This is a genomic window from Pseudomonas sp. K5002 (assembly GCF_013386655.1).
Taxonomy (GTDB): Bacteria; Pseudomonadota; Gammaproteobacteria; order Pseudomonadales; family Pseudomonadaceae; genus Aquipseudomonas.
In genome coordinates, this window is sequence record NZ_JACARK010000146.1 from 1 (window position 1) to 23,892 (window position 23,892).

The window sequence follows — 23,892 nt, forward strand, 5'->3', positions numbered from 1 at the left end:
CGGGCACGCCCGCGCCCGCGACCCGGACCAGGGTAGCGGCCTTGGCGATCTTCTCGCGGTTCTCGGGGTCTGCGGCCCAGTAGGCGCGCAAGGTCAGCGCGACACCGTGGCTGTACTGCCGGTCCACCAGCACGTCTTCGTTCATCAACAGATAAACCAGTGTCAGGGCCTTGGAAAACAGTACGACGATGAGCACCAGCCAAAGGGTGCGTGAGAAGAAACTCTGCGGGAACCACAACGGGGTTTTCATAAAAGACAGCTGGACACCTTGCAGGAGCGAGCCAAGCTCGCAGAATTGCAAACGCCGGGCAACCGGCTGACTCTTATCGAGTCATCACCGGCACGCCCGCCTCTGCAAATCATCGGTCACTTGGTTGCAGTGCCATCCGGCACAAACACGTAACCCACACCCCACACCGTCTGGATATAACGCGGCTTGGATGGATCGGGCTCGATCATCCGGCGCAGACGGGAGATCTGTACGTCGATGGAGCGCTCGAGGGCGTCCCACTCACGGCCACGGGCCAGGTTCATCAGCTTGTCGCGGGTCAGCGGCTGGCGAGCGTTCATCACCAGTGCCTTGAGCACGGCGAATTCGCCGGTGGTCAGCATGTGCACTTCATCGCCACGCTTGAGCTCACGGGTGGCCAGCGACAACTCGTAGTCGCCGAAGGTCACGCTTTCGTCTTCGCTGCCTGGAGCGCCCGGTACCGGGGCGGCCTGGCGACGCAGTACGGCCTTGACCCGTGCCATCAGCTCGTCCGGGTTGAACGGCTTGGCCAGGTAATCGTCGGCGCCCAGTTCCAGGCCCTTGATGCGGCTCAGCTCATCGCCCTTGGCGGTCAGCATGATGATCGGGATCTGATTGTTGGCGCCGCGCAGGCGTTTGCAGGCGGTCAGGCCGTCTTCGCCGGGCAGCATCAGGTCCAGCACCACCAGGTTGAAGACTTCACGTCCCAACAGGCGGTCCATCTGTTCGGTGTTTGGCACCGCGCGGGCACGGTAGCCCTTGGAGTTGAAGAAACGCTCCAGCAGGCTGCTCAGCCCCGGATCGTCATCAACGATGAGAATTTTTTCGCCTTCAGCAGTTTGTGCAGTGCTGCTCATTAGATGCTCCTCTTATCTCGGCGCGCATTATGGCGTAGCTGCCGTTATACGCACCGTGTGCATTGTTAGCAGATTTTTCCTCTACCGCCAGCGAACCCGCGCCCTACAACCTTGGCGGCAATCCCCCCAAGGGCAGAACGCTGGTTATAATGCGGCGCCTTTGTGCAGGGCAACGTCAGTTCGTTACCGTTTACTGCCAGGGGATTTTTTTCACCCGCTTGTAGTGATTTTTTCGATTTCGAGGGTCAATAGGCTGCCTCTTGACCCAGGCAGCGGCGCCAGACGGGCCGCTCAACCAGCCTCGCGAGCCTTGTTTTCCGGGCCTGCGAGCCTGCTTTCAGAATTTCAGGTGGTTTTATGGACAGCATCAACAGCCGCATCGCCGAGGAACTCGGCGTACGCCCACAACAGGTCGAAGCGGCCGTCGCTCTACTGGATGAAGGCTCCACAGTGCCCTTCATCGCCCGTTACCGTAAAGAAGTCACCGGCAGCCTCGATGATATCCAGTTGCGGCATCTGGAAGAGCGCCTGCGCTACCTGCGAGAACTCGACGAACGGCGTATCAGCATCCTCGCCAGCATCGAAGAGCAAGGCAAGCTGACCCCGCAGCTGGAACGCGACATCAAGCTCGCCGACACCAAGACCCGCCTCGAAGACTTGTACCTGCCGTACAAGCAGAAGCGCCGCACCAAGGGCCAGATCGCCCTGGAAGCCGGCCTCGGCGAGCTGGCCGATGGTCTGTTCAACGACCCGTCCCTGGCCCCGGAAGCCGAAGCTGCACGCTTTGTCGATGCCGAAAAAGGCGTGGCCGACGTCAAGGCCGCCCTCGAAGGCGCCAAGTACATCCTCATGGAGCGCTTCGCCGAAGACGCCAACCTGCTGGAAAAACTGCGCAACTACCTGAAGCAGGAAGCCACCCTCAGTGCCCGCGTGATCGCCGGCAAGGAAGAGGAAGGCGCCAAGTTCCGCGATTACTTCGAACACGACGAGCCGCTGAAAAGCATGCCGTCCCACCGTGCACTGGCGATTTTCCGCGGCCGCAACGAAGGCATCCTGAGCTCCGCGCTGAAAGTCGGCGACGAGCTGCCAGGCACCATGCACCCGTGCGAAGGCATGATCGGTCAACAGTTCGGCATCCAGAATCAGAATCGTCCTGCGGACAAGTGGCTCAGTGAGGTCGTGCGCTGGACCTGGAAGGTCAAGCTCTACACCCACCTCGAAACCGACCTGCTGGGCGAGTTGCGCGACGGCGCCGAAACCGAAGCCATCAGCGTATTCGCCCACAACCTGCACGACCTGCTGCTGGCCGCACCCGCCGGCCCACGCGCGACCCTGGGCCTCGACCCGGGCCTGCGCACCGGCTGCAAGGTTGCCGTGGTCGACGCCACCGGCAAGCTGCTGGATCACGCCACGGTTTACCCCCACGTGCCGCACAACAAGTGGGACCAGACCATCGCCATCCTGGCCGCCCTGTGCGCCAAGCACTCGGTGGACCTGATTGCCATCGGCAACGGCACCGCCAGCCGTGAAACCGACAAGCTGGCCGCCGAGCTGATCAAAAAATACCCAGGCATGCAGATGACCAAGGTGATGGTCTCCGAGGCCGGCGCTTCGGTGTACTCCGCGTCTGAACTGGCTTCCAAGGAATTCCCGGACCTCGACGTGTCGATCCGTGGCGCAGTGTCCATCGCTCGCCGCCTGCAGGACCCACTGGCCGAGCTGGTGAAGATCGATCCGAAATCCATCGGCGTCGGCCAGTACCAGCACGACGTGTCGCAGCTGAAACTGGCTCGCGGCCTGGACGCCGTGGTTGAAGACTGCGTGAACGCCGTGGGCGTGGACGTAAACACCGCTTCGGTTGCGCTGCTGGCCCGCATCTCCGGCCTCAACGCCACCCTGGCGCAGAACATCGTGACCCACCGCGACGAAAACGGTGCGTTCAAGACCCGTGCAGCGCTGAAAAAAGTCGCACGCCTTGGCGAAAAAACCTTCGAGCAAGCCGCCGGCTTCCTGCGCGTCATGAACGGTGACAACCCGCTGGATTCCTCGGCTGTCCACCCGGAAGCCTACCCGCTGGTACAACGCATCGCCGCCGAAACCGACCGCGACATCCGCTCGCTGATCGGCGACGCCGCGTTCCTCAAGCGCCTGGACCCGAAGAAGTACACCGACGAAACCTTCGGCGTGCCGACCATCACCGACATCCTGCAAGAGCTGGAAAAACCTGGCCGCGACCCGCGTCCCGAGTTCAAGACCGCCGAATTCCAGGAAGGCGTCGAAGACCTCAAGGACCTGCAACTGGGGATGATCCTCGAAGGCGTGGTGACCAACGTGACCAACTTCGGCGCGTTTGTGGATATCGGCGTGCATCAGGACGGTTTGGTGCACATCTCTGCGCTTTCGGAGAAGTTCATCAAGGACCCGCGTGAAGCGGTGAAAGCCGGTGATGTGGTCAAGGTCAAGGTCATGGAAGTCGACATCCCGCGCAAACGCGTCGGCCTGTCGATGCGCATGAGCGACACCCCGGGCGAGAAAATCGACGGTGCCCGCGGCGCACGCCCGGGCTCCGCGCCACGCCAGTCCCAAGGCGCCGCCCCCCGCAAGGAAACCGCTGCGCCAGCCCCGGCCAACAACGCCATGGCTTCGCTGTTCGCCAACGCCAAACAACTGAAGAAACGTTAATGGAACTGCCAGCCGGCTTGACCCACAGCGCTTTCAGCGAACTCATTGGCTGCCGCCTGCAGCGCCTGGAAACCGGTGTTGCCGAGGTGGCCTTGACCCTGGAACCGCAGTTGCGCAACCGCGCTGGCAAGCTCCATGGCGGGGCGATCTTCAGCCTGGTGGACATTGCCATGGGGCTGGCGTGTTCCAGCTCCCATGGTTTCGACCAGCAGAGCGCGACCATCGAATGCAAGATCAACTACATCCGCGCCGTTTCCGACGGTGATGTGCTGTGCACCGCCCGGGTGATTCACCCGGGCCGGCGCACGCTGGTGGTCGAGGCGGACGTGTACCAGGACGAAAAACTGGTCGCAAAAGCACAAGGCACCTTCGCTGTCCTATAGCTCCCCGTCATCGATTTGAGTTAATTTCGGCGCTTCGAAAGTTGCGCCGAACTTTTCCTCGTGCGCGATGGCCAGATTCAGGGACGAGGGCGGCTCTTTCAGAGTGGGTCAATCCGGCTCAAAAACCAGGCGATAACGCCAGTTTCCACTTCACCCTTGTAGACCGTCCTGACCACCCCCATATTGGGGCGACTGACGCGTGAAGGAATCCAACTTGAGCGAACTTCTCAACCGCCGCCTGGCCCTGCTCGGCAAGCACGAACACCTCTCTTTGCTCGAGCAATGCCTGCACGGCATCGAGCGCGAATGCCTGCGCGTCACCGGTGAAGGCCGACTGGCACAAACGCCGCATCCCGAGGCCCTGGGCGCTGCACTGACCCACGAACAGATCACCACCGACTATTCCGAGTCGCTGCTTGAATTCATCACGCCGGCGTTGCCCAACCCGGCCGATACCCTGAGCAGCCTCGACAAGATCCACCGTTTTGCCTACAGCAAGCTCGGCAGCGAGTACCTGTGGAGTCCATCGATGCCGTGCCCGTTGCCGGCCGAGGAAGATATTCCGATTGCCTACTACGGCACCTCCAACATCGGACAGCTCAAGTACGTGTATCGCAAGGGCCTGGCCCTGCGGTACGGCAAGACCATGCAGTGCATCGCCGGGATCCACTACAACTTTTCCCTGCCGGAAGACCTCTGGCCGTTGCTCAAGGAAGCCGAAGGCTTCGTGGGCACCGACCGGGATTACCAGTCCACGGCCTATATCGCGCTGATCCGTAACTTCCGCCGCTACAGCTGGCTGCTGATGTACCTGTTCGGCGCCTCGCCGGCCCTGGACGCGGGTTTCCTGCGCGGTCGTTCGCACCAGCTCGAAGTGCTGGACGCCGACACCCTGTACCTGCCGTACGCCACCAGCCTGCGCATGAGCGACCTGGGTTACCAGAGCAACGCCCAGGCCGGCCTGACGCCGTGCTACAACGACCTGGCGAGCTACACCGACAGCCTGCGCGAAGCTGTGGCAACGCCCTACGCACCGTACGTCGAAGTCGGTACCCATAAGGACGGTGAGTGGGTTCAGCTCAACACCAACATCCTGCAGATCGAAAACGAGTACTACTCCAACATCCGGCCCAAGCGCGTGACCTACACCGGCGAACGGCCGATCCAGGCGCTGATGGCCCGTGGCATCCAGTACATCGAAGTGCGTTGCCTGGACATCAACCCGTTCCTGCCGATGGGCATCGACTTGCAAGAGTCGCGCTTCCTCGATGCGTTCCTGCTGTATTGCGCGCTGAATGACAGCCCGCTGTTCGCCGACAATGAGTGCGGCAACGCCACCTCCAACTTCCTCAGCGTGGTCAAGGAAGGCCGCCGTCCGGGTCTGCAATTGCAGCGCCGTGGCGAATCGGTGGACATGAAGGAATGGGCGGCAGAGCTGCTGGAGCAGATTGCTCCGCTGGCGGCGATGCTGGACCAGAGCCAGGGCATCAATGAACACAGCCAGGCGCTGGACGCGCAGCTGGCGAAGGTCAAGGATTCGTCCCTGACCCCGTCGGCCCAGGTGCTCGCGGCGATGAGCGAGCGTAAAGAGAGCTTTGCGCAGTTCTCGCTGCATCAGAGCCAGGTGCATGCGGAGTACTTCCGCAGCGAGCCGTTGAAGGCAGAGGAACAGGCACGTTTTGAGGAGCTGGCGCGCAGTTCGCTGGCGCAGCAGGCGGAGCTTGAGCAGAACGAAGTGGGCGATTTTGACGTGTTTGTCGGGTCGTACCAGGCGAGCATCCTCGCCATCAGCAACTAAAAGCCTGACACAGACCCCTGTGGGAGCGGGCTTGCTCGCGAAAGCGTTGTATCAGTCGATGTATTCGGTGACTGATTCACCGCTTTCGCGAGCAAGCCCGCTCCCACATTTGACCTACGCGCCTTCTAGCCTGGCGCGCGAGTTTCTCCTCATAAGCTAATTCGAAAATGTTATTTATTTTCGGATTCTTAGATCATTTAGTCTTCTCACACGCCGACCTCCGGCCGCCTGATGAGGACTTCCCCCTTGAAACTGCACTTCCCCCTTCGCCTCTTGGCGGCGTTGTCCCTGGCCGGTGCCAGCCTGTTTGCCCAGGCCGCCGACGTGACCATCGCTTACCAGACCACCGTTGACCCGGCGAAAGTCGCCCAGGCCGACGGCGCGTACGAAAAAGCCACCAACGCCAAGATCGACTGGCGCAAATTCGACAACGGTGCCGACATCATCGCCGCCATCGCTTCCGGTGACGTGCAGATCGGCTACCTCGGTTCCAGCCCGCTGACCGCTGCCGTGACCCGCAAGGTTCCGGTGGAAACCTTCCTGATCGCCACCCAGATCGGCGGGGCCGAGGCCCTGGTGGCCCGCAACGGTTCCGGGATCAACAGCCCGCAGGACCTGATCGGCAAGAAAGTCGCCGTGCCGTTCGTTTCCACCGGCCACTACAGCCTGCTGGCCGCGTTGAAGCACTGGAACATCGACCCGTCCAAAGTGACCATCCTCAACCTCGCCCCGCCGGCCATCATCGCCGCCTGGAAACGTGGTGATATCGACGCCACCTACGTGTGGGACCCAGCGCTTGGCGTAGCCAAGGAAAACGGCAAGGTGCTGATCACCTCCGGCGAACTGGCCAAGTTCGGCGCGCCGACCTTCGATGCCTGGATCGTGCGTAAGGATTTCGCCGAGAAGCACCCGGAAATCGTCACGGCTTTTGCCAAGGTCACCCTGGATGCCTACGCCGCTTACCGCAAAGACCCACAAGCCTGGCTGGCTGACAAAGGCAACGTCGACAAACTGGTGAAGCTCTCCGGGGCCAAGGCCAGCGACATTCCGCTGCTGCTGCAAGGCAACGTCTACCCGCTGGCGGCTGACCAGGTCACCCTGCTCGGCGCACCGACCACCAAGGCTGTCACCGATACCGCCGCGTTCCTCAAGGAACAAGGCAAGGTCGACGCCGTACTGCCGGACTACGCCCCGTACGTCAGCCCGAAGTTCATCACTAACTGATACCAGGAGTTAACCGCGATGGCCTTGCTACAACTGGAGCGCATCAGCGCACAGTACCCAGGCAGCCCGGAGCCAGTACTGGCAGATATTTCCCTGAGCCTTGGGCCCCAGCAATTGCTGGTGGCCCTCGGCCCTTCCGGCAGTGGCAAGACTTCGCTGTTGAACCTGATTGCCGGCTTTGTCGAACCCAGCGCCGGGCGCATCACCCTTGACGGTGTGCCGGTAAAAGGACCGAGCGCCGAACGCGGCGTGGTGTTCCAGGACGACGCCCTGCTGCCCTGGCAGGACGTGCTGGCCAACGTCGGCTTCGGCCTGGAGTTGGCAGGCGTGCCCAAGGACCAGCGGGAAATCCGCGCCCGGGAAATGCTCGCCCTGGTGGACCTCGCCGGTTTCGACAGCCGTCGTATCTGGCAACTCTCCGGTGGCCAGAAGCAACGTGTCGGCCTGGCCCGTGCATTGGCTGCCGACCCCCGCGTACTGCTGATGGACGAACCCTTCGGCGCCCTTGATGCGCAGATGCGCCTGACCCTGCAGACCGAACTCTTGCGCCTGTGCCGCAAGCTCAACAAGACCGTGCTGTTCGTCACCCACGATGTCGATGAAGCCATCGCGCTGGCGGACCGCTGCGTGGTGTTCGCCGGTCGCCCGGGCACCATCGACCATGTGCTCGATATTCCCCTGGGCGGTGAACGCAACCTGGTGCAATTGCGCTCTGACCCACGCTACGTGGAACTCTGCGCCGCCCTCTGGAAACGCCTGGCGCCCGACGTCGCCGGTGCTGCCGATCCCGCCTCATTGGCTCACTCGCTGGAGGTCGTATGATCCAGGTCTATCGCTTGCTGTTCCTGATTTTCCTGCTGGTGTTCTGGGAGTGTGTGTCCCGCTGGTTCGGCGTGGAATTTTTCATCAGCCGGCCTTCGGCGGTGGCGCAAAGCCTGTGGAAAATCCTCATGAACGGGGTGTTCTTCTATCACGCCGGCATCACCACCCTGGAAGCCGTGCTGGGCTTCTTCTTCGGCTCCCTCGCAGGCTTGATCGCCGGTTTGGTGCTGGGCCGCGCCAAGCTGCTGGCGGATATTCTCGACCCGTTCCTGACCGCCTTCTACAGCTTGCCGAAAGTCGCGCTGGCGCCGCTGTTCATCCTCTGGTTCGGCATCGGCTTGCCGATGAAAGTCATCCTGACCGCGGCCGTGGTGTTCTTCCTGGTGTTCCTCAACACCTACAGCGGCGTGCGCAACGTGTCCCGCGAGCAACTGACCATCCTGCGCCTGATGGGCGCCAAGGAGCGCGACCTGTTGACCATGGTGGTCATCCCGTCCGCTTTCACCTGGGTATTCACCGGCCTGCGCCTGTCGGTGCCCTATGCGCTGATCGGCGCGCTGGTGGGCGAGATCATCGCCGCCAACCGGGGCCTGGGCTACCTGCTCTCGGATGCAGCCTCGCAGTTCGATACCGCCGGTGTATTTGCCGCACTGGTGGGGATCATCGCCCTCGCGCTGATCCTGAACACGGCGGTGAAGCTGGCCGAACGCAAGTTGATGCCGTGGAAGGCCAACGAAGCGGAACGTGAAGTTGCGGTTTAACCCCTTATTTTTGTGGAGCTTGATCATGTTCAAACCACTGTTCATCGCCAGCGTTTTACTCGCTTCCTGCCTGCCCGCCGCGCAGGCCCGGGACCTGACCAAAGTCACCCTGGCGTTCCCCAGCGAAGGCTTCCTCTATGTGCCGATCTACGTCGCGCAGAAGCAAGGCTACTTCGCCGATGAAGGCCTGAATGTGGACGTCATCGTATTCCAGAAAGGCGGCTCGGCAGCACTCACCGCCGTGCTGGGGCGTGATGCGGATGCGTACGTCGGCCTGCCCGCCGTCGCGGTGCGCGCCCGCACCAAAGGCCAGAATGTCCAGGCATTCGCCGCCGTGCAGACCCAGTTCGGCAGCACCGTGGTGATCGACGGTGCCTCGGCGCAAAAGGCCGGCGTGTCGGCCACCTCATCCCTGGCCGCCCGTGCCCAGGCCCTCAAGGGCTTGAAGATCGGCGTCACTGGCCCTGGCAGCACCACCGACATGCTGGTGCGCTACCTGGCCAAGGATGCGGGGCTCAACCCGGACAAAGACTTCACCATCATGCCCATCGGGGGCGCGCCAAACATGCTCGCGGCGTTTTCCCAGGGCAGCATCAACGGCTTCTCGCTGTCGCCACCCACCATCACCACCGCCGAGAAGCAAGGCGGCTTTGTGTTGATGGACCTGGCGAAGGGCGAATACAAACCCCTGGACGGCTTCCTCTTCACTGCGATGATTGCCCGTGAAGACTGGCTGGCCAGCAACAAGGTCACGGCCGAAAAAATGGTCCGCGCCCTGTGGCGTGCCGAACACCTGATTGCCAGCGACCCGGACAAGGCCCGCGAGTCGGTGCGCCCGTATTTCGCCAACACCGACGCCGCCATTTTCAATGCTGCCTGGACCGCTTCGCTGCCGTCCTACCCGGCCACGCCGCGCATCGAGAAAGACGGCGTTGAGAAAAACATCCGCTTCATGAACGCTGTGGAGAGCGACCCGGTCGAACTCGACCCGCAGCAGGTCTACACCAACTCCATCGTCGACGCCGTGGCGCCGACTGTTTCCACCCTTCAGGGAGAGGCGAAATGACGCCCGAGGTTCACCTGGTCAATGTTTTTCCCGCCACCGCCCGTGGCGGCAACCCCGCGCCAACCGTGGCCGTCGCCGATGGCATGAGCGATGCCGACATGCAGCAAGTCGCCCGCGACTATGGCCATGAGTGCGGCTTCGTGTTCGCCGCACCGGTTGGCAGCGAGTTCGATTTTACCTTGCGCTTCTGGGTGCCCAACCACGAGATGGAAATGTGCGGCCACGCCACCGTGGGAGCGGTGTGGCTGCTGGATCGGTTGGGCAGGCTGCACAAGGACCGCCTGACGTTATCGACCCTGAGCGGTCCGGTGGATGCGCGGATCACCGCTGCGGGCACCCCGGATATCCAGGTGGAAATCAGCCAGCCCAAGGGCCAGGTCGAGGCGTTGAACGATGCCGAAGTCGAGGCCGAGATTCTGTCGGTGCTCGGCATCACTTCCAACGAACTGGCACCGCTGCCGATCCAGAACGCTTGCACCAGCCGGGTGAAAACCCTGATCGCGCTGAAAAGCGTGGCGGTACTGGATAGCCTGAAACCGGATTACCGGCGGATGCAGCAACTGTGCGAGCGCATCGGCTCCACCGGTTTGTACCCCTATGCGCCATCGGATCTGGACGGGCGACAGTTTGATGCGCGGCAGTTTCCCAAGTCCTCGGGTTACCCGGAAGACGCCGCCACCGGCATCGCGGCTGCCGCGTTGGTGTTTGGCTTGTTGGAGAATGGCCTGGTGACGGCAGATGATCGCCCGGTGCACATCCGCCAGGGCCGGGCCATGGGCCGACCTTCGCAAATCTCCCTGCGGTTTCGCCGGGATGCAGCGGGGCAGGTGCAAGGTTGCTGGCTGGGTGGGCATGTGGAATTTGTCGAGGAACCGGCATGAGCGTGCGCGAAAAACTGCAAGCCCTCGGGCTGGAGTTACCCGAAGCGCCGAGCCCCAAGGGGGACTACGTGCCGGTGACGATTCATGGAGGCGTGGCGTATGTCAGCGGGCAGGTTTGTCGGCAGGGTGACAGCGTGATTACCGGGCCAGTGACGGACCAGACCTCTACGGAGTTGGTCAACGAAGCAGGGCGGACCTGTGTGCTGCGGGCCTTGAGCGTGCTGGACCAGGCGGTAGGGCTGGAGAACGTCGAGCGCATCCTGTTCGTTCGCGGGTTTGTGTTTGGCGGGGAAGGTTTCCAGGGCTTCTCCAAGGTTGTCGACGGCGCCTCGCAACTGTTGATTGAGCTGTTTGGCGAGCACGGCCGGCATGCGCGTTCGGCGGTGGGCGTGGCGGGATTACCCAGCAACGGCCTGCTGGAACTGGAACTGACGGCGGTCGTCACTGCCTGAACCACCCACCAAAATGTGGCGAGGGAGCTTGCTCCCGCTGGGCTGCGCAGCCGCCCCAAAACCGATGATCACAGTGCCTCAGGCATACCGCGTGAACCGGTCCGGGAGCGCTTCGCGCTCCAGCGGGAGCAAGCTCCCTCGCCACAGGATTCGTGTTGCTTTCACCTCTGCAGGAACCCCGGCGAACGAGTAAACTGCCCGCCTTTTATTCTCACGACGAGACGGTGAGCTTTTGAACGCAGGAAAAACCGCAGGGCTGTTGCTGCTCACCGCCTTATTGGCGGGATGCGGCACCTCGCCACCCCGCACCCCCAACGACATCTGCGGCATCTTCCGCGAAAAAGACGATTGGTACGACGCCGCCAAGGTGACCCAGGCGCGCTGGGGCGTGCCGATCCAGGTGCCGTTCGCGATCATGTATCAGGAATCGGGCTTCCGGCAGGACGCCAAGACCCCACGCAAGTACCTGCTGTGGATCATCCCCTGGGGTCGTGTGTCTACGGCCTCCGGCTACGCCCAGGCCAAGGACGAAGTGTGGAGCGACTACCAGAAAAGCACCGGACGCTACGGCGCCAGCCGGCAGGACTTTGACGACGCCATCGACTTTGTCGGCTGGTACATGGACAAGACCTACACCATCAACGGCGTATACAAATACGATGCCTACGGCCAGTACCTGAATTACCACGAAGGCTGGGGCGGTTACCGGCAGCGTACCTACGCGAGCAAAGCCTGGCTGATGCCGGTGGCAGGCAAGGTTCAGGCGCGTTCGCAGATGTATGCGGCGCAATATGCGGGCTGCAAGAATGATCTGGGGCGTGGGTTCTGGAGCCGGTTCTGGCATTGGCTTTAAGTGCTCGGGCAGTCCTTTGCCCGGCGTAGGAGAGCGGAGCTAAACGGCTAACCATCCCACCAATGGCACTACCGCCAACGTGCTTAGCGCCATTGAGATTACGTTGCCGATATAAGGATGAAAGTGCGGTGGTAACCGTCCTGCAATCGCGCAGGCCAGTGGCGGCGCCATCAGCGCGCCGAGCAACGCACTGGACCCCATCACCATCCAGCTGCCGCCATGGGTCAATACGGCTGCCGGGACTACCGATACCAGCGGGACATACGTGGGATACCAGCCTCGTTTTATCCACTGATGTCGCCAGATCACCACGCCCAGCGCTGATGTCAGCGCTTGCGCGCCGATCAGGTGCAGTATCAGGCCGGATCCATAGGCCGGGCTCATCGGGTTCAGCGCGTAAGCCAGTAACACACCCGCCAGCAAGCCAAGGCTGGCCAGCTCATTGCCGAAGAACGGCGCTTCGGAAAAGTCAGCCAATACCCTCCGCACGCTCCACACCACACCATAAGTCGGTGGCTTCAGCGGGGCGGGCCTTTGCGGCGCTGTGTAATCGCTTCGTACCAGGACCGGCACGTGACGGCACAATACAAAGGCAATCACACTGCCAACCGCCATCCCAAGCACATTTCCGATCACCACCGGCAAGCCCAGCGGTATGCAGACGTAATTAACGATCAACAAACACATCGGCGTGACCAGTAAACCTCCCAGTACGGCGCCGTTGAGCGTCACTTTCCAGCCACCTCCGAACATCAGCACCATTGCCGCCGGCAGTGAAACAAACGCTGCAAACGTCGGTTGCCAAGTGTCAGCGGTCACCGTCCAGCCCCATAACGCGTTGCTTAGCAGCAAGCCGAGTAAGGAGCTGGTTATCAGCCACGGCCACAGCCCTGTGCCGTACGAGATAGCAAAGCCCTGCCAGGACTTGCCCGTGCGGCTGGCCCACCACGCCAGATACGCACCGCCCAGCAGGCCCAGTGACGCCAGTTCGTGTTTGTAGAACGCGACCTCGCTGATATCCCCCAACACCCAGCGCAGCCACGCACTGGGATGTGGAAGGCTGGTCACCATATCGGCATATCCCGGCCAAGGGTAAATAAGGGCTATCCATAGGATCAGCAAAGCAATGGCAAGACCCAGAACTATGACGGTGTTATCGGCCCGGGAGCGCCCTGCACGCGGCTTTTCAAAGAGGCTTTCCATGATGCACCCTCCGATCAGCGTGGCAGGGCAGGGTGCTGGGTGTACCCGAGCATCTGGTCGTAAAGATCAGCACGCCGGTCCCGCTGCAAGTCGTTAAGACTGTTCCAGATAGGCGCGCTGCGGGCACTGGTGAGATCGACATCGGCGAAAAGGATCTCCTGCCGATTCGCCGACGCCACCGTACCGATGGGCCATCCATTGGTACCGGCAATCAGCGAACATCCCAGGTAACGCGCATCGCGCTCCTCGCCGATACGACTGGCGGCAGCGATAAACACGTTATTGACGTGGGCGGCGGTCATCGTGAGATACGACGCCATGCACTTCCCCGCGTCGTCGAACAACGGCGGCGGGGTCCACACCCAGTTGTTGAGGCTGCAAATAATATCGGCGCCTTGCTGGCTGAGGATGCGTGGCACCTCGGGAAACCAAATGTCCCAGCAGATCAACAGGCCAATACGGCCTATGGGTGTTTCGAAAACGGGGAATCCTGTATCGCCGGGAGTGAACCAGAGCTTCTCCAGGTTCCACAGATGGGCCTTGCGGTACTTGCCAATAAAGCCATCCGGCCCCAGCAATACAGCCGTATTGAACAGCTGCATAGCGGAAATTTCGCTGAGGCCTGCCACCAGGTACACCTGATGTTTACAGGCAAAATCTGTCCAGGCCTGCACACTTGGCCCACCCGGAATGGCCTCGGCATGATCAAACGCGTCCTGACGGCTGGAGAAGAAATAGCCACAGTTAGAGAGCTCTGGCAGCACGATCAGATTGGCACCGCCGCTCACTGCTTCCGTCGCCAGCTCAAGGCTATGACGCAGGTTGCGCTCCCGGTTTTCCATTCCGACCTGGGGATCAAACTGTACGACAGCTATGCGAACAGGACTTGTTGGATCGTTCATTGCGGGTGACCTCTTATTTTTATTCAGCCAGAAGTGGCTGGATGTTTATAAGAGGCGACCTGATGTTTAAATGAAAGTCGGACGCGTCCGATAGCAATGTAGTTTGCTTCTGCCAAGGCTTTTGCATGGTGTGTTTATTTTGCTGGGGGTGAATACTCTGTTTTGTATTCTGGATAGTCTTGCATTGAGAATCCTCCATTGAAGAGGGCGCCAGTTCTATTGCAGATATTTATGACGGTATCTATTGCGCCCCTGAAACAAGGCTCTGTCCATCCGGCATCTACTGAAAAAGATTCGCCGCAGAGGTAAAGTCCAGACTTGAATGAGTAGTCCTTATTGTATTTCATTAAGCTGACAGCCTCATAGTAGGTCCCTGGTCTGTACAATTTTGCGCATCCCAATGAGTTTTGGTCATTCATCCAGCGTTGCACGATGGCCTGCTCGTGGCCGATGTATGGAGAAATTTTTTCTTGGATGTTAGTGGATTTAACCAGGATTCTATCCAGCTCTTCTATGCACTTGGTTATTAACTCTTTGTCACTTAGTGAAGATAACTTTGTTGCGTCATCTTCCCAGGTGTAGCTCAAGAGTATGCAGTCATAGGTGTGATGCTCGTTATAGCGATAGGTATATACGTCATGTATGAAACTGTCGGTAACGATGGCTTGCGGGATCTTCGTGTTTTTGGACAGGAAGGTTTTTTTTAACGGGGCGTACACTTTGCAGCTGGTTTCCCAGTGAGCAGTTTTATAGGCATTTATCGTGTCGTAAGGGAGCATCTCTTCATCGAAACCCTCAAGCAGTATTTGTGTTTCGATTATCCAGGAGGGGAGCGTGATGATGACCGAGTCGAAGTCGGCATGGCAGACTTCAGTTTTTTTGGGGTTACTAGCATTCCAATGATAATAAACGCGCGTTTTCCCATTTCTCAGCTTTTCCAGTTTTTTTACTGGAGAGTCAGTCAGTAATCCATCCGTCTTCTTGAGGCTGAGGTCATACACGGAGTCGCTTATTTCAGGAGTACTCATAAAGAGCAGACATTCTGCCAAGGCCCCGAGACCTTTGTAGCTGGGCTTATTAAACTCTAGTCCCCGAGAGTCAAAAACGGCCGGACTTCTCAGGTGCGGCGAGTCGACTGCCTCGCCATCCAGTTTGACCCGGCCATGAATTAGCTGGAGGTGACTGCTGAAACCAAAAATCGCAGTCCGCAGGGGATAAAGCGAGCAAATGTCATAAAATGCTCCCCAACTGCCATCGCCTATTCCAATTGCATAGAACACAGCCGACTCTTGCGTCGTCATGCCCATGCCACCGAAGTCACCGGGGCGTTCCTTGTGCCAAGACTCAATAACCGGCATTTTCACTAAATCCCTAAACGAGATACTTTCGTACTTTTCAACTACCCTGGTCCAAAATAATTCCCATTGCTCGCTTCCGTATAATTCCGCAACTTTCTGAGTCATACGGTTCGCAAAGTTTCGCCATTTTGCAGACACTGCACTCAGGGTCTCGCCAGGTGGAGGCGTTATACCATCTTTGTTTTTCCAGATCAGCATGGTGGGCTGACTACTATTATCTATACTCCCTTCGCGTAAGTAGATCCCGGTTGATGTGACCCACGGGCTTCCCGGATTTGGGAAGTTTGAATGAACAAGATCAAACGCTTTGGTGTAATAGGCCATCATGGATCGGCCTTCAGTGGGGTTTTCATCAGATCGATTAAAAAAAGGCATACGCATCGCGCCCATTTCAAAGGGCGGTCGTCCTGTATTGTTGGAGCGCTGTCCACCAAGAACGGTAAGGTGTCTGCCTCCGATTCTTTTGGATTTCTCGATCAGGGATATGTCTTTAAAGCCGCAGCGATACAGTTCTCTTGCTGCAGTAAGGCCTGTGATGCCTGCCCCGATGATACATATTTTGTGGTCCAAATGAGGCGCCTTTGCAATTCCGCCTTTTTGCTCCACTAAGGCTCGATAATCGAAGCATAAGTCTGGTGGGCCAGGAAAACGGCCCCGCCATTTATTTCTGGTAGATCTCTTTTCTCTGGAAGCGCGGGCAGCAATATCAGCCGGGTAATTGAAGTCTGATCCTATGGTCATACAAGTCATCCTTGATGTTCTATGTTTCTGGATAGTTAGGCTGCTCGTTGTATCGAAGAAGATAAATAGGTGGTTTGTATTTTTTTTAAGTACGTTTTCGTGATTTTTTGTAGGTTGGTGCATTCGAACTGGCAGGCTATTGGAGAAAACGAGGTATGTGGGCTTGCCAAATGCGTTTGACTCTGGGAAAACGCCCATTTGGCGCGATCCGCGCATTACACAAAACGAGAAAAAATGAGCACCGAACTGGAAATCACCGACATCCGCCTCGGCGACGGCAAAACCGTGGTCAAAGGCGCCCTGATCACCACGCAATACACCGGCACTCTGGAAGACGGCACGGTGTTCGACTCCTCATGGGAACGCGGCAAGCCGTTTCAGTGCGTGATCGGCACCGGTCGCGTCATCAAGGGCTGGGACCAGGGGCTGATGGGCATGAAAGTTGGCGGCATTCGCACGTTGTTCGTGCCGGCGCACCTGGCCTACGGCGAGCGCTCGATGGGGGCGCATATCACGCCCAACAGTAATTTGCGGTTTGAGATTGAGTTGCTGGAAGTACTGACGCGGGATGATTGAGGGGCGGTGAACATGGATGTTGTTGAAGCAGGGGAGTTGCCGCGCAGTTCGATAGCGGGCATTCGGGTGGTTGAGCTGACCCTTGAGGATGAAGCCGAGTTGCAGCGCTTTTTCGAAGCAGCCCCGGAATATTTTCTCGCGGTCAACGGTGAGCCAGCCTCACCCACGGAGGCGCGAGATGAGTTGACTCTTCAACTGCCTGGTACCTGGAGCTACACGCGGATGTATTGGATTGGCTACCGCAATGCCGAAGGGCAGTTGGTTGCGGTGGTGAATGTGGCGTCGGATCTGTTGGCGGTCGGGGTTTGGCATATCGGGTTGCTGTTGGTGGCCACGCCGTTGCATGGCACCGGGTTTGCGCGGCAGTTGCATGCCGATTTCCAGGATTGGGTAGTGAGCCTGGGCGCACGCTGGTTGCGGCTGACGCTGGTGGTGGGGAACGTCAAGGCTGAGCGGTTCTGGCCCCGGCTTGGGTATGTTCAGGTGCGGACTCGGGATGGCATCGAGATGGGGCGGCAGGTGAATCGGGTTTCCATTCAGGTGAAGGCGTTGGCGGGTGGGGCGATCAATGAGTATTTGGCGCTGGTGGAGCGTGATCGACCGTCTTCTGCGTAGCAGCTGTCGAGCCTGGGAGAGGCTGCGTTCGGCGACTCGGTGGAGTGTCTGGCTTGATGATCGCAGTGTGGCCGACGCAGCCTCGCTTGGGCTCGACAGCTGCTACGGGGGGGGAGAGCTGCGCAGTGGTGCGTACCTGAACCCTCCCTGAAGAACCTGCCCAAACCCATCGGGTAAATTTTCCTACGGTTTACTCTCATTAATTCGGAGCGTAAGCTTCGCGCGTTTTCATCAATAGCGGAGACCCTCAGTGGGTACTTGTTCGAGTGACAGTCGTCGGCCGGTCTCGATAACCGGCACATACTTGGCAAGATAACGCGCATTTTTCCGATGCCGTTGTCTCGCCCAGAAGCGAGAAGCGGCATTTCGATGGTGGCCAGTCCTGGCCCGATTCCGAATTCCCCTCTCATCGACGCTTAACAGTACGTGATGCCTTGCATCGCGGTACTGCGGACGCGCCTGTCGTTTGCGACGGGCGGGCCTGTCCTGTCGTGCCCGTGACTCAATCACGGCCCAGGATGGTCGTACCTGGCCGAAGGTTTCCTCGCGTAAGTTTGGCTGGTCATGAATAGGGAAGACGCCTATGCAAGCAATCAACAACATCAACCTCAACTCGCTGATCGACACGCTGGTCAGCCTCACCGCGGCCTTCATTCTCGGTGGCCTGATCGGGTTTGAGCGTCAGTACCGCCAGCGCACGGCGGGGCTGCGCACCAACGTGCTGGTGGCGGTGGGAGCGGCGATTTTCGTCGACATGGCCAACCGCCTGGGAGGCGCCGAAGGGGCGGTGCGGGTCGTGGCCTATGTGGTCTCGGGCATCGGTTTTCTCGGTGCCGGTGTGATCATGCGTGAAGAAGGCAACGTGCGCGGCCTGAATACTGCGGCCACGCTCTGGGCGTCGGCGGCGGTGGGTGCCTGTGCCGGTGCCGACCTGATCCTCGAAGCGCTGCTCGGTACGCTGTTTGTGCTGGCGGCCAACACGCTGCTGCGCCCGATCGTCAATAACATCAACCGCCAGCCACTGGACGTGGTGTCGGCCGAGGTGACCAACATTCTGTATGTGGTGGCCCGGCGTACCCAGCAGAAGGCGGTATTGGCCTTGCTCGAAGCCGAACTTGCTCGCTGCAACTACCCGGCCAGTGATGTGGACGTACGTCCCTTTGGTCCTGAAGAGGTGGAAATCGAGGCGACGCTGGCCGTGACCTCGGTAGACGGTGACGAACTGGATGCGCTGGTGGCGCGTATTTCCACTTCAGCCCTCGTGGTGCAAGCGTTCTGGAGTCCGAGTACCACCGACTAGGCCGCCTTGGCGCCCCCGGGACCGGCTCTTTACTATGCTTGTGGTGAGGAAAAGTCCTACATTCAGCTGGGACTATCCCTTCAGTTGTTACGCCGTTCCATTGGTAAGGTTGCGCGCTTGCGACTAGCCAGGCACGCAGGTGCCGCCTACCTAGGGTTATGCGCTGTTCAAATGGAGGGACCCGACTGCTGCTTGTAGGACTGTTCAGTTCCGTTCGTCGGAACTGTCATTTCTCACAGGTAGATAGGTCCCGTGTGATGTGTAACGGTACTGAATCCTCCCAGGGGAGCCTTATGAGCAAAGCTTTAATCGTGGATGACCATCCATTTATCCGCGCAACCGTCCGCTATCTGCTGAAGCAGGAAGGCTTCGACACGATCTTCGAGGCCGGCAACGGCGCCGATGCCATGCAGATTGCCCGGGAGGAACGCCCCGAACTGATCATCCTCGACCTGGCGATGCCGAAGCTGGGTGGCCTGGAGGTGATCAGCCGGATCAAGGCGCTGGGCCTGCCGTGCAAGATCCTGGTGCTGACGTCCTACCTGGCGGTGTTTTTTTCCACCCGCTGCATGCGTGCAGGCGCGATGGGGTTTGTCGCCAAGACCGGCGAGCTGGATGAGCTGCAAAAAGCGATCAAGGCCGTGATGTCCAACTACAGCTGCTTTCCGAGCCTGCCCACCAGCTCGGTGCGCCGCGACGATTTGCAATCCACCGAGCAGGACCTGGTGGCAGAGCTTTCCGACCGCGAGCTGACCGTACTGCAGAAGCTGGCGCTGGGGTTGGGTAACAAGGAAATTGCCGAGGACATGTTGCTCAGCCACAAGACCATCAGCACTTATAAAACCCGACTGAAGGAGAAGCTGCGGATGTCGTCGGTGGTGCATTTGTCCAAGTTCGCCCAGCGCAATCATCTGATCTGAAATGATCAACTTTCGGGTCTTGTGGCTCAGCGCAAGTGTGCTGCTGGGCGCGCTCTGCACACAAGGCCTGGCGCTTGGCGAGCCGCGCACCCTGTATCTGTTGGGGCATTCCGTCATTGAAACGCCCGCCGTACGGCTGCATGAAACGCAGTGGAGCTGGCTGCGCGAACGGCGCCGGTTGTTGATGGGGATCTCTGGGCCCGACTACGCACCATTCGAGTTGAGCACCAGCGATGAACTCGAGGGGATTACGGCGGATTACGCGTCGCTGATCGCCGATGCGCTGAACATCACGATAGAAGTGCGCCGCTACGACAATCGTGATGAAGTCATCACCGCGCTCAAGCGTGGCGAGGTGGATTTTGTGGGATCTGCCAATGGCTACGAGGCGGCAGACCCGCAGTTGGTACTCTCGCGCTCCTATGCCATGGATCAACCGACCCTGGTCACCCGCACGGGTGACAGCCAGGGCCTGAGCAGCGACCTGGCCGATAAACGTGTGGCGATGTTTTATCACTACATGCAGCCTGACGCGGTGCAGGCGTTTTACCCCAATGCCCGGATCCAGCTGTTCCCTTCAACCTTCGAGGCCATCGGCGCGGTTGCGTTCGGCCATGCAGATGTTTACCTCGGCGATGCAATCAGCACCAACTACCTGATCAACAGGAACCACCTGAACAACGTCCGCATGGCCGACTTCTCGTCACTTGAGGTCAATCCCTTCGCGTTTGCATTTTCCCGGGACAACGCGCGCTTGCTGTCGATCATCAATGCGGCACTGGCGGTGATCCCGGTCAGCGAGCAGATGGAAATCCTGCGGCGCTGGAGTGCCGGCAACCTGGGGTTCCTGGGGGCGGACCGGCTGCGCTTGAGTGCCAGTGAACAGCGTTGGCTGGACAAGAACCCGAGGATCAAGGTCGCTGTACTCGACAAGTTCCTGCCGGTTTCATTTATCGACAAGCAGGGCGCGTTCGAAGGGTTGAGCGCCGAGGTGCTGGCCCGCATCAGCTTGCGCACGGGATTGAAGTTTGACTTCATTCCCGGCACCTCGATGCTCCGGCAAATCGACAGGGTCAACACCGGTGGTGCAGACATGATCGCGGTGGTCACCCCCAGCGTCGAGCGCACGGACAAGGTACGCATTACCCGGCCTTACCTGACCAATCCGTTTGTGTTGGTCAGTCGCATTGATGACGGCAGCCCCCTTACCCTGGAAGACATGGCCGGCAAGCGCCTGGCGCTGATTGGCAGCAATAGCCTGCAGGAGGGCATCGCCCAGGACTATCCGAGCATCAAGTTCGTGGACGTCGAGAACCCCGAGCACGGCATGGAGCTGGTGGCCGATGGCGGTGCCGATGCCGCCGTCAATACCTTGATCAGCGCCCGCTACATGATTGCCCGCGAGTACCGTGACCGGTTGCGGATCACCAGCACGGTCGGGTCCGAGCCGGCCCGCATAGCCTTTGGCGTCAACCGCAGCCAACTGGAGTTGTATTCGATCCTCGACAAGGCGCTGCTGAGTATTACGCCCCAGGAAATGGACGAATTGGCTGGCCACTGGCGTAGCGAGGTATTGGTTGAAGACAGCTACTGGGCGCGGCACCGCAATGCGATTATTCAAGGTTTCAGCCTGGCGGCGCTGCTGTTGCTGATCACCCTCGGCTGGGCGATTTATCTGCGTCAGCTGATACGCAAGCGCGTCGAGGCCGAACGAGCGCTGAGTGATCAGATGCGCTTTATGGGCGTGCTGATCGACGGCACACCCCATCCGATTTATGTGCGTGATCGCCTGGGCCGGCTGATGGCGTGCAATAGCGCTTACCTTGATGTGTTCGGTTTCAAGCTGGAGGACGTGACCGGTAAAACCGTGGTCGAGACCGACACCGGCAATCGCCCCCAGGCCGAGTCTTTTCATCAGGATTACCTGCGCTTGATGGAGCGGGGCGAGCCACAGATCCAGGACCGCGTGCTCAAGGTGCCGGGCGGTGCGGTCCTGACCATCTACCACTGGATGCTGCCGTACCGCGACGGTAATGAGCAGGTGGTGGGCATGATCGCCGGCTGGGTGGATGTCAGCGAAAGGCAGCAACTGCTCGGCCAGTTGCAGGAGGCCAAGGAGGATGCCGACGCGGCCAACCGCGCCAAGACCACGTTTCTCGCGACCATGAGCCATGAAATCCGCACGCCCATGAACGCCGTGATCGGCATGATCGAACTGGCCCTGAAAGCCGCCGAACAAAACCGGGCCGACCGCGATGCGCTGGAGGTGGCCGCTGATGCGTCACGGGGCATGCTGGAATTGATCGGCGATATCCTCGATATCGCGCGTATAGAATCGGGCCACCTGTCCCTGACCCTCGAGCCTTCGAACCTGCACGAGTTGCTGGCGTCGGTGGCGCGGGTTTTCGAGGGGCTGGCGCGGGCCAGGGGCCTGGTACTGCAGGTGGAGCTCGACCCGCTGATTGATCGGTACGTGCTGGTGGACCCGATGCGCTTCAAGCAAGTGGTGTCGAACCTTTTGAGCAACGCGATCAAGTTCACCCCTCACGGCCGGGTGCGGCTTGGCGCGTCCGGCTCGTCGGCGATTGCCAGCGGCTACTTGAACCTAAGGCTGTGGGTGGAAGACACCGGCATCGGCATCAGTGTCGAAGACCAGAAGCGCCTGTTCAACCCGTTTATCCAGGGCAGCAACACTGCGCAATCGGCGCGCAGCGGTTCGGGCCTGGGCCTGGTCATCAGCCGCAACCTGTGCGAGATGCTGGGGGGACAATTGCAATTGAGCAGCCTGCTGGGGCAGGGCACTCGGGTGGATGTCACCCTGGAGCTGGCAGTCGCCGACACCACGCTGATGCCGCCCGTACCGGTTGCCGTGGAAACTCCGCCGGCCCACGCGCTGAACATTCTGGTGGTGGATGACTACCCGGCCAACCGGCTGCTGCTGGCCCGGCAATTGAGCTTCCTGGGGCACCGGATCACCACCGCCGAAGATGGCGTCGAGGGGCTTGAGTTGTGGCTGTCCGGGCATTTTGACGGGGTGATTACCGACTGCAATATGCCGTTCAAGGACGGTTATGAGTTGGCGCGGGATATCCGCACCCTGGAGAGCGAGCGTGGCCTGGCGCCGTGCCTGTTGCTGGGGTTTACCGCCAACGCCTAGCCCGAGGAAGCCGAGCGCTGCCGGCAGGCGGGCATGGATGGCTGCCTGTTCAAACCCACCGGGCTTGAGGATTTGCATGCGGCCCTGGCGCGGCGCACGGCCACACCTTCGGTGGCGCCCGGCACCACGTATGAACTGGCGGCAGACTTTGACTTGAGCCACCTTGAGAAACTGACCGGCGGGGATATCGACGCGGTGAAGGAGCTGCTGGCGCCCTTGCTCGACAGCCTTGAGGCAGACCATGGGCAGCTGGTGAACCTGCAACGCAAGGCAGACTTTGCCGGCCTGCATGACCTGGCCCATCGCACCAAGGGCGGGGCAAAGATGGTCAAGGCCCATGCACTGATGGTTTGCTGCGAGGTATTGGAAAGCGTTTGTGAACGTCAGGCCCGCGACGAATTGGCCAGTGCCGTCGATGGCATGGATGAAGCGCTCGCGCACCTGCACCACGCGCTGTCGGGGTATTGCAATCAGACTTGACCGGTGCGGAGGGGTATTGAGCTGTTTGGGACAACTCCTACGTGAAGGTGGAACAAGCCTTATTTAGTCTTCGGAATATGTCTGGAAAATAGTGCGTCCAGTCCTTCACGAGCGCTTCTTGCTCAGGTGTTCGCCATGCCAAACAAAGCACTGACCCTCCTGATCGCCGATGAACAGCATCTGCAACGACTGTACATCGAAAAAATGCTCAACCAACTGGGCTACTACCGCATCGTTCCGGTGCAGACGTTCGAAGAAGTGCGGATCCTCACGGCGATTCCGGCCAGGCCGTTCGATGTGCTGATCATCAACGCCGGGCTGGCAGACAGCGACGGCGGGGTGCTGGCCTTCCAGGAACAGCACCCGCAGATTCGCCATGTGCTGGTCTACGATATCCGCGAACTGGGCACGCCGGCCGCCGCACCAACCCTGCTGGTGCGCCTGCCGGGTACGCCGGACAGCATCAACCTTGAACACTTCATGGACATCATCGACCCGCCGTCAGCCACCGACGGGTTGCGGGTGTTGCCGTGGCTGCGAGAGTTGTCCGGCAGCCCTGCGGCTTAGTCCCAGTTCGGCGCGATGCCTTTGGGGCTGGTCAGCCGATGGCC

Annotated in this window: 19 protein-coding genes and 2 pseudogenes; 16 read left to right on the top strand and 5 right to left on the bottom strand. The window is 60.0% G+C overall.

The features are described 5' to 3' along the window. Both HX846_RS08310 and ompR read right to left on the bottom strand, forming a co-directional pair. A pseudogene (locus HX846_RS08310) lies at positions 1-250 on the bottom strand (two-component sensor histidine kinase); the annotation flags it as partial. Between the two features lie 116 nt (positions 251-366). Then, positions 367-1,107, bottom strand: a complete 741-nt coding sequence (gene ompR, locus HX846_RS08315; RefSeq protein ID WP_003213175.1) for a two-component system response regulator OmpR — start codon at positions 1,105-1,107, stop codon at positions 367-369. A gap of 357 nt (positions 1,108-1,464) precedes the next feature. Here ompR and HX846_RS08320 point away from each other — a divergent pair, with 357 nt between their 5' ends. From HX846_RS08320 to HX846_RS08365, 10 genes are all read left to right on the top strand, one after another. After that, on the top strand, positions 1,465-3,789 hold the full coding sequence (locus tag HX846_RS08320) for a Tex family protein (protein ID WP_003213172.1): 2,325 nt from the start codon (positions 1,465-1,467) through the stop codon (positions 3,787-3,789). After that, positions 3,789-4,172 carry a PaaI family thioesterase gene (locus HX846_RS08325; RefSeq protein WP_003213170.1) on the top strand — a complete coding sequence of 128 codons (384 nt, stop codon included), beginning with the start codon at positions 3,789-3,791 and terminating at the stop codon, positions 4,170-4,172. The genes HX846_RS08320 and HX846_RS08325 overlap by 1 nt, the downstream gene beginning before the upstream one ends. A 214-nt stretch (positions 4,173-4,386) precedes the next feature. After that, positions 4,387-5,970 (top strand): glutamate--cysteine ligase, encoded by a 1,584-nt coding sequence (gene gshA, locus HX846_RS08330; RefSeq protein ID WP_008435798.1) that lies wholly within the window; start codon positions 4,387-4,389, stop codon positions 5,968-5,970. 246 nt (positions 5,971-6,216) lie between these two features. Continuing rightward, positions 6,217-7,194, top strand: a complete 978-nt coding sequence (tauA, locus tag HX846_RS08335; RefSeq protein ID WP_003213167.1) for a taurine ABC transporter substrate-binding protein — start codon at positions 6,217-6,219, stop codon at positions 7,192-7,194. A gap of 18 nt (positions 7,195-7,212) precedes the next feature. Beyond that, positions 7,213-8,016: an ABC transporter ATP-binding protein gene (locus tag HX846_RS08340; protein WP_178965239.1), complete on the top strand. Its 804-nt coding sequence runs from the start codon at positions 7,213-7,215 to the stop codon at positions 8,014-8,016. Continuing rightward, positions 8,013-8,777: an ABC transporter permease gene (locus tag HX846_RS08345; protein ID WP_008435867.1), complete on the top strand. Its 765-nt coding sequence runs from the start codon at positions 8,013-8,015 to the stop codon at positions 8,775-8,777. Before HX846_RS08340 ends, HX846_RS08345 begins: the two co-directional genes overlap by 4 nt. 25 nt (positions 8,778-8,802) lie before the next feature. Continuing rightward, positions 8,803-9,843: an ABC transporter substrate-binding protein gene (locus HX846_RS08350; RefSeq protein WP_008435866.1), complete on the top strand. Its 1,041-nt coding sequence runs from the start codon at positions 8,803-8,805 to the stop codon at positions 9,841-9,843. Further along, positions 9,840-10,724 (top strand): PhzF family phenazine biosynthesis protein, encoded by an 885-nt coding sequence (locus HX846_RS08355; protein ID WP_178965240.1) that lies wholly within the window; start codon positions 9,840-9,842, stop codon positions 10,722-10,724. Before HX846_RS08350 ends, HX846_RS08355 begins: the two co-directional genes overlap by 4 nt. Then, positions 10,721-11,176 carry a RidA family protein gene (locus tag HX846_RS08360; RefSeq protein ID WP_003211568.1) on the top strand — a complete coding sequence of 152 codons (456 nt, stop codon included), beginning with the start codon at positions 10,721-10,723 and terminating at the stop codon, positions 11,174-11,176. Before HX846_RS08355 ends, HX846_RS08360 begins: the two co-directional genes overlap by 4 nt. A 232-nt stretch (positions 11,177-11,408) precedes the next feature. Next, a complete protein-coding gene (locus HX846_RS08365; RefSeq protein WP_023658938.1) occupies positions 11,409-12,029 on the top strand; it encodes a hypothetical protein in 621 nt (206 codons plus the stop codon). A 39-nt stretch (positions 12,030-12,068) separates the two neighbouring features. Here HX846_RS08365 and HX846_RS08370 read toward each other — a convergent pair whose 3' ends face one another. The 3 genes from HX846_RS08370 to HX846_RS08380 form a co-directional block, all read right to left on the bottom strand. Next, positions 12,069-13,232 carry a hypothetical protein gene (locus tag HX846_RS08370; protein ID WP_032899458.1) on the bottom strand — a complete coding sequence of 388 codons (1,164 nt, stop codon included), beginning with the start codon at positions 13,230-13,232 and terminating at the stop codon, positions 12,069-12,071. Between the two features lie 14 nt (positions 13,233-13,246). Continuing rightward, the gene (locus HX846_RS08375; protein ID WP_178965241.1) at positions 13,247-14,134 is read right to left on the bottom strand and encodes a nitrilase family protein; all 888 of its coding nucleotides are present in this window, start codon (positions 14,132-14,134) and stop codon (positions 13,247-13,249) included. A 134-nt stretch (positions 14,135-14,268) separates the two neighbouring features. Beyond that, complete coding sequence (locus HX846_RS08380) at positions 14,269-16,233, bottom strand: FAD-dependent oxidoreductase (protein WP_177055156.1); 1,965 nt, start codon at positions 16,231-16,233, stop codon at positions 14,269-14,271. 234 nt (positions 16,234-16,467) lie between these two features. On the opposite strand from HX846_RS08380, the gene HX846_RS08385 reads away from it, so the two are divergent. From HX846_RS08385 to HX846_RS08410, 6 genes and pseudogenes are all read left to right on the top strand, one after another. After that, positions 16,468-16,809 carry an FKBP-type peptidyl-prolyl cis-trans isomerase gene (locus HX846_RS08385; protein ID WP_003211564.1) on the top strand — a complete coding sequence of 114 codons (342 nt, stop codon included), beginning with the start codon at positions 16,468-16,470 and terminating at the stop codon, positions 16,807-16,809. Between the two features lie 12 nt (positions 16,810-16,821). Further along, positions 16,822-17,424 carry an N-acetyltransferase gene (locus HX846_RS08390; RefSeq protein WP_178965242.1) on the top strand — a complete coding sequence of 201 codons (603 nt, stop codon included), beginning with the start codon at positions 16,822-16,824 and terminating at the stop codon, positions 17,422-17,424. Positions 17,425-18,007: 583 nt separating this feature from the next. Beyond that, on the top strand, positions 18,008-18,724 hold the full coding sequence (locus HX846_RS08395) for an MgtC/SapB family protein (protein WP_003211562.1): 717 nt from the start codon (positions 18,008-18,010) through the stop codon (positions 18,722-18,724). A 293-nt stretch (positions 18,725-19,017) separates the two neighbouring features. Next, positions 19,018-19,644, top strand: coding sequence for a response regulator transcription factor (locus tag HX846_RS08400; protein ID WP_003211560.1), 627 nt, complete (start codon positions 19,018-19,020; stop codon positions 19,642-19,644). A 1-nt stretch (position 19,645) separates the two neighbouring features. After that, positions 19,646-23,281 (top strand): annotated as a pseudogene (locus HX846_RS08405) (transporter substrate-binding domain-containing protein). A gap of 135 nt (positions 23,282-23,416) precedes the next feature. Beyond that, positions 23,417-23,848 (top strand): hypothetical protein, encoded by a 432-nt coding sequence (locus tag HX846_RS08410; protein ID WP_003211555.1) that lies wholly within the window; start codon positions 23,417-23,419, stop codon positions 23,846-23,848. Positions 23,849-23,892 lie beyond the last annotated feature (44 nt).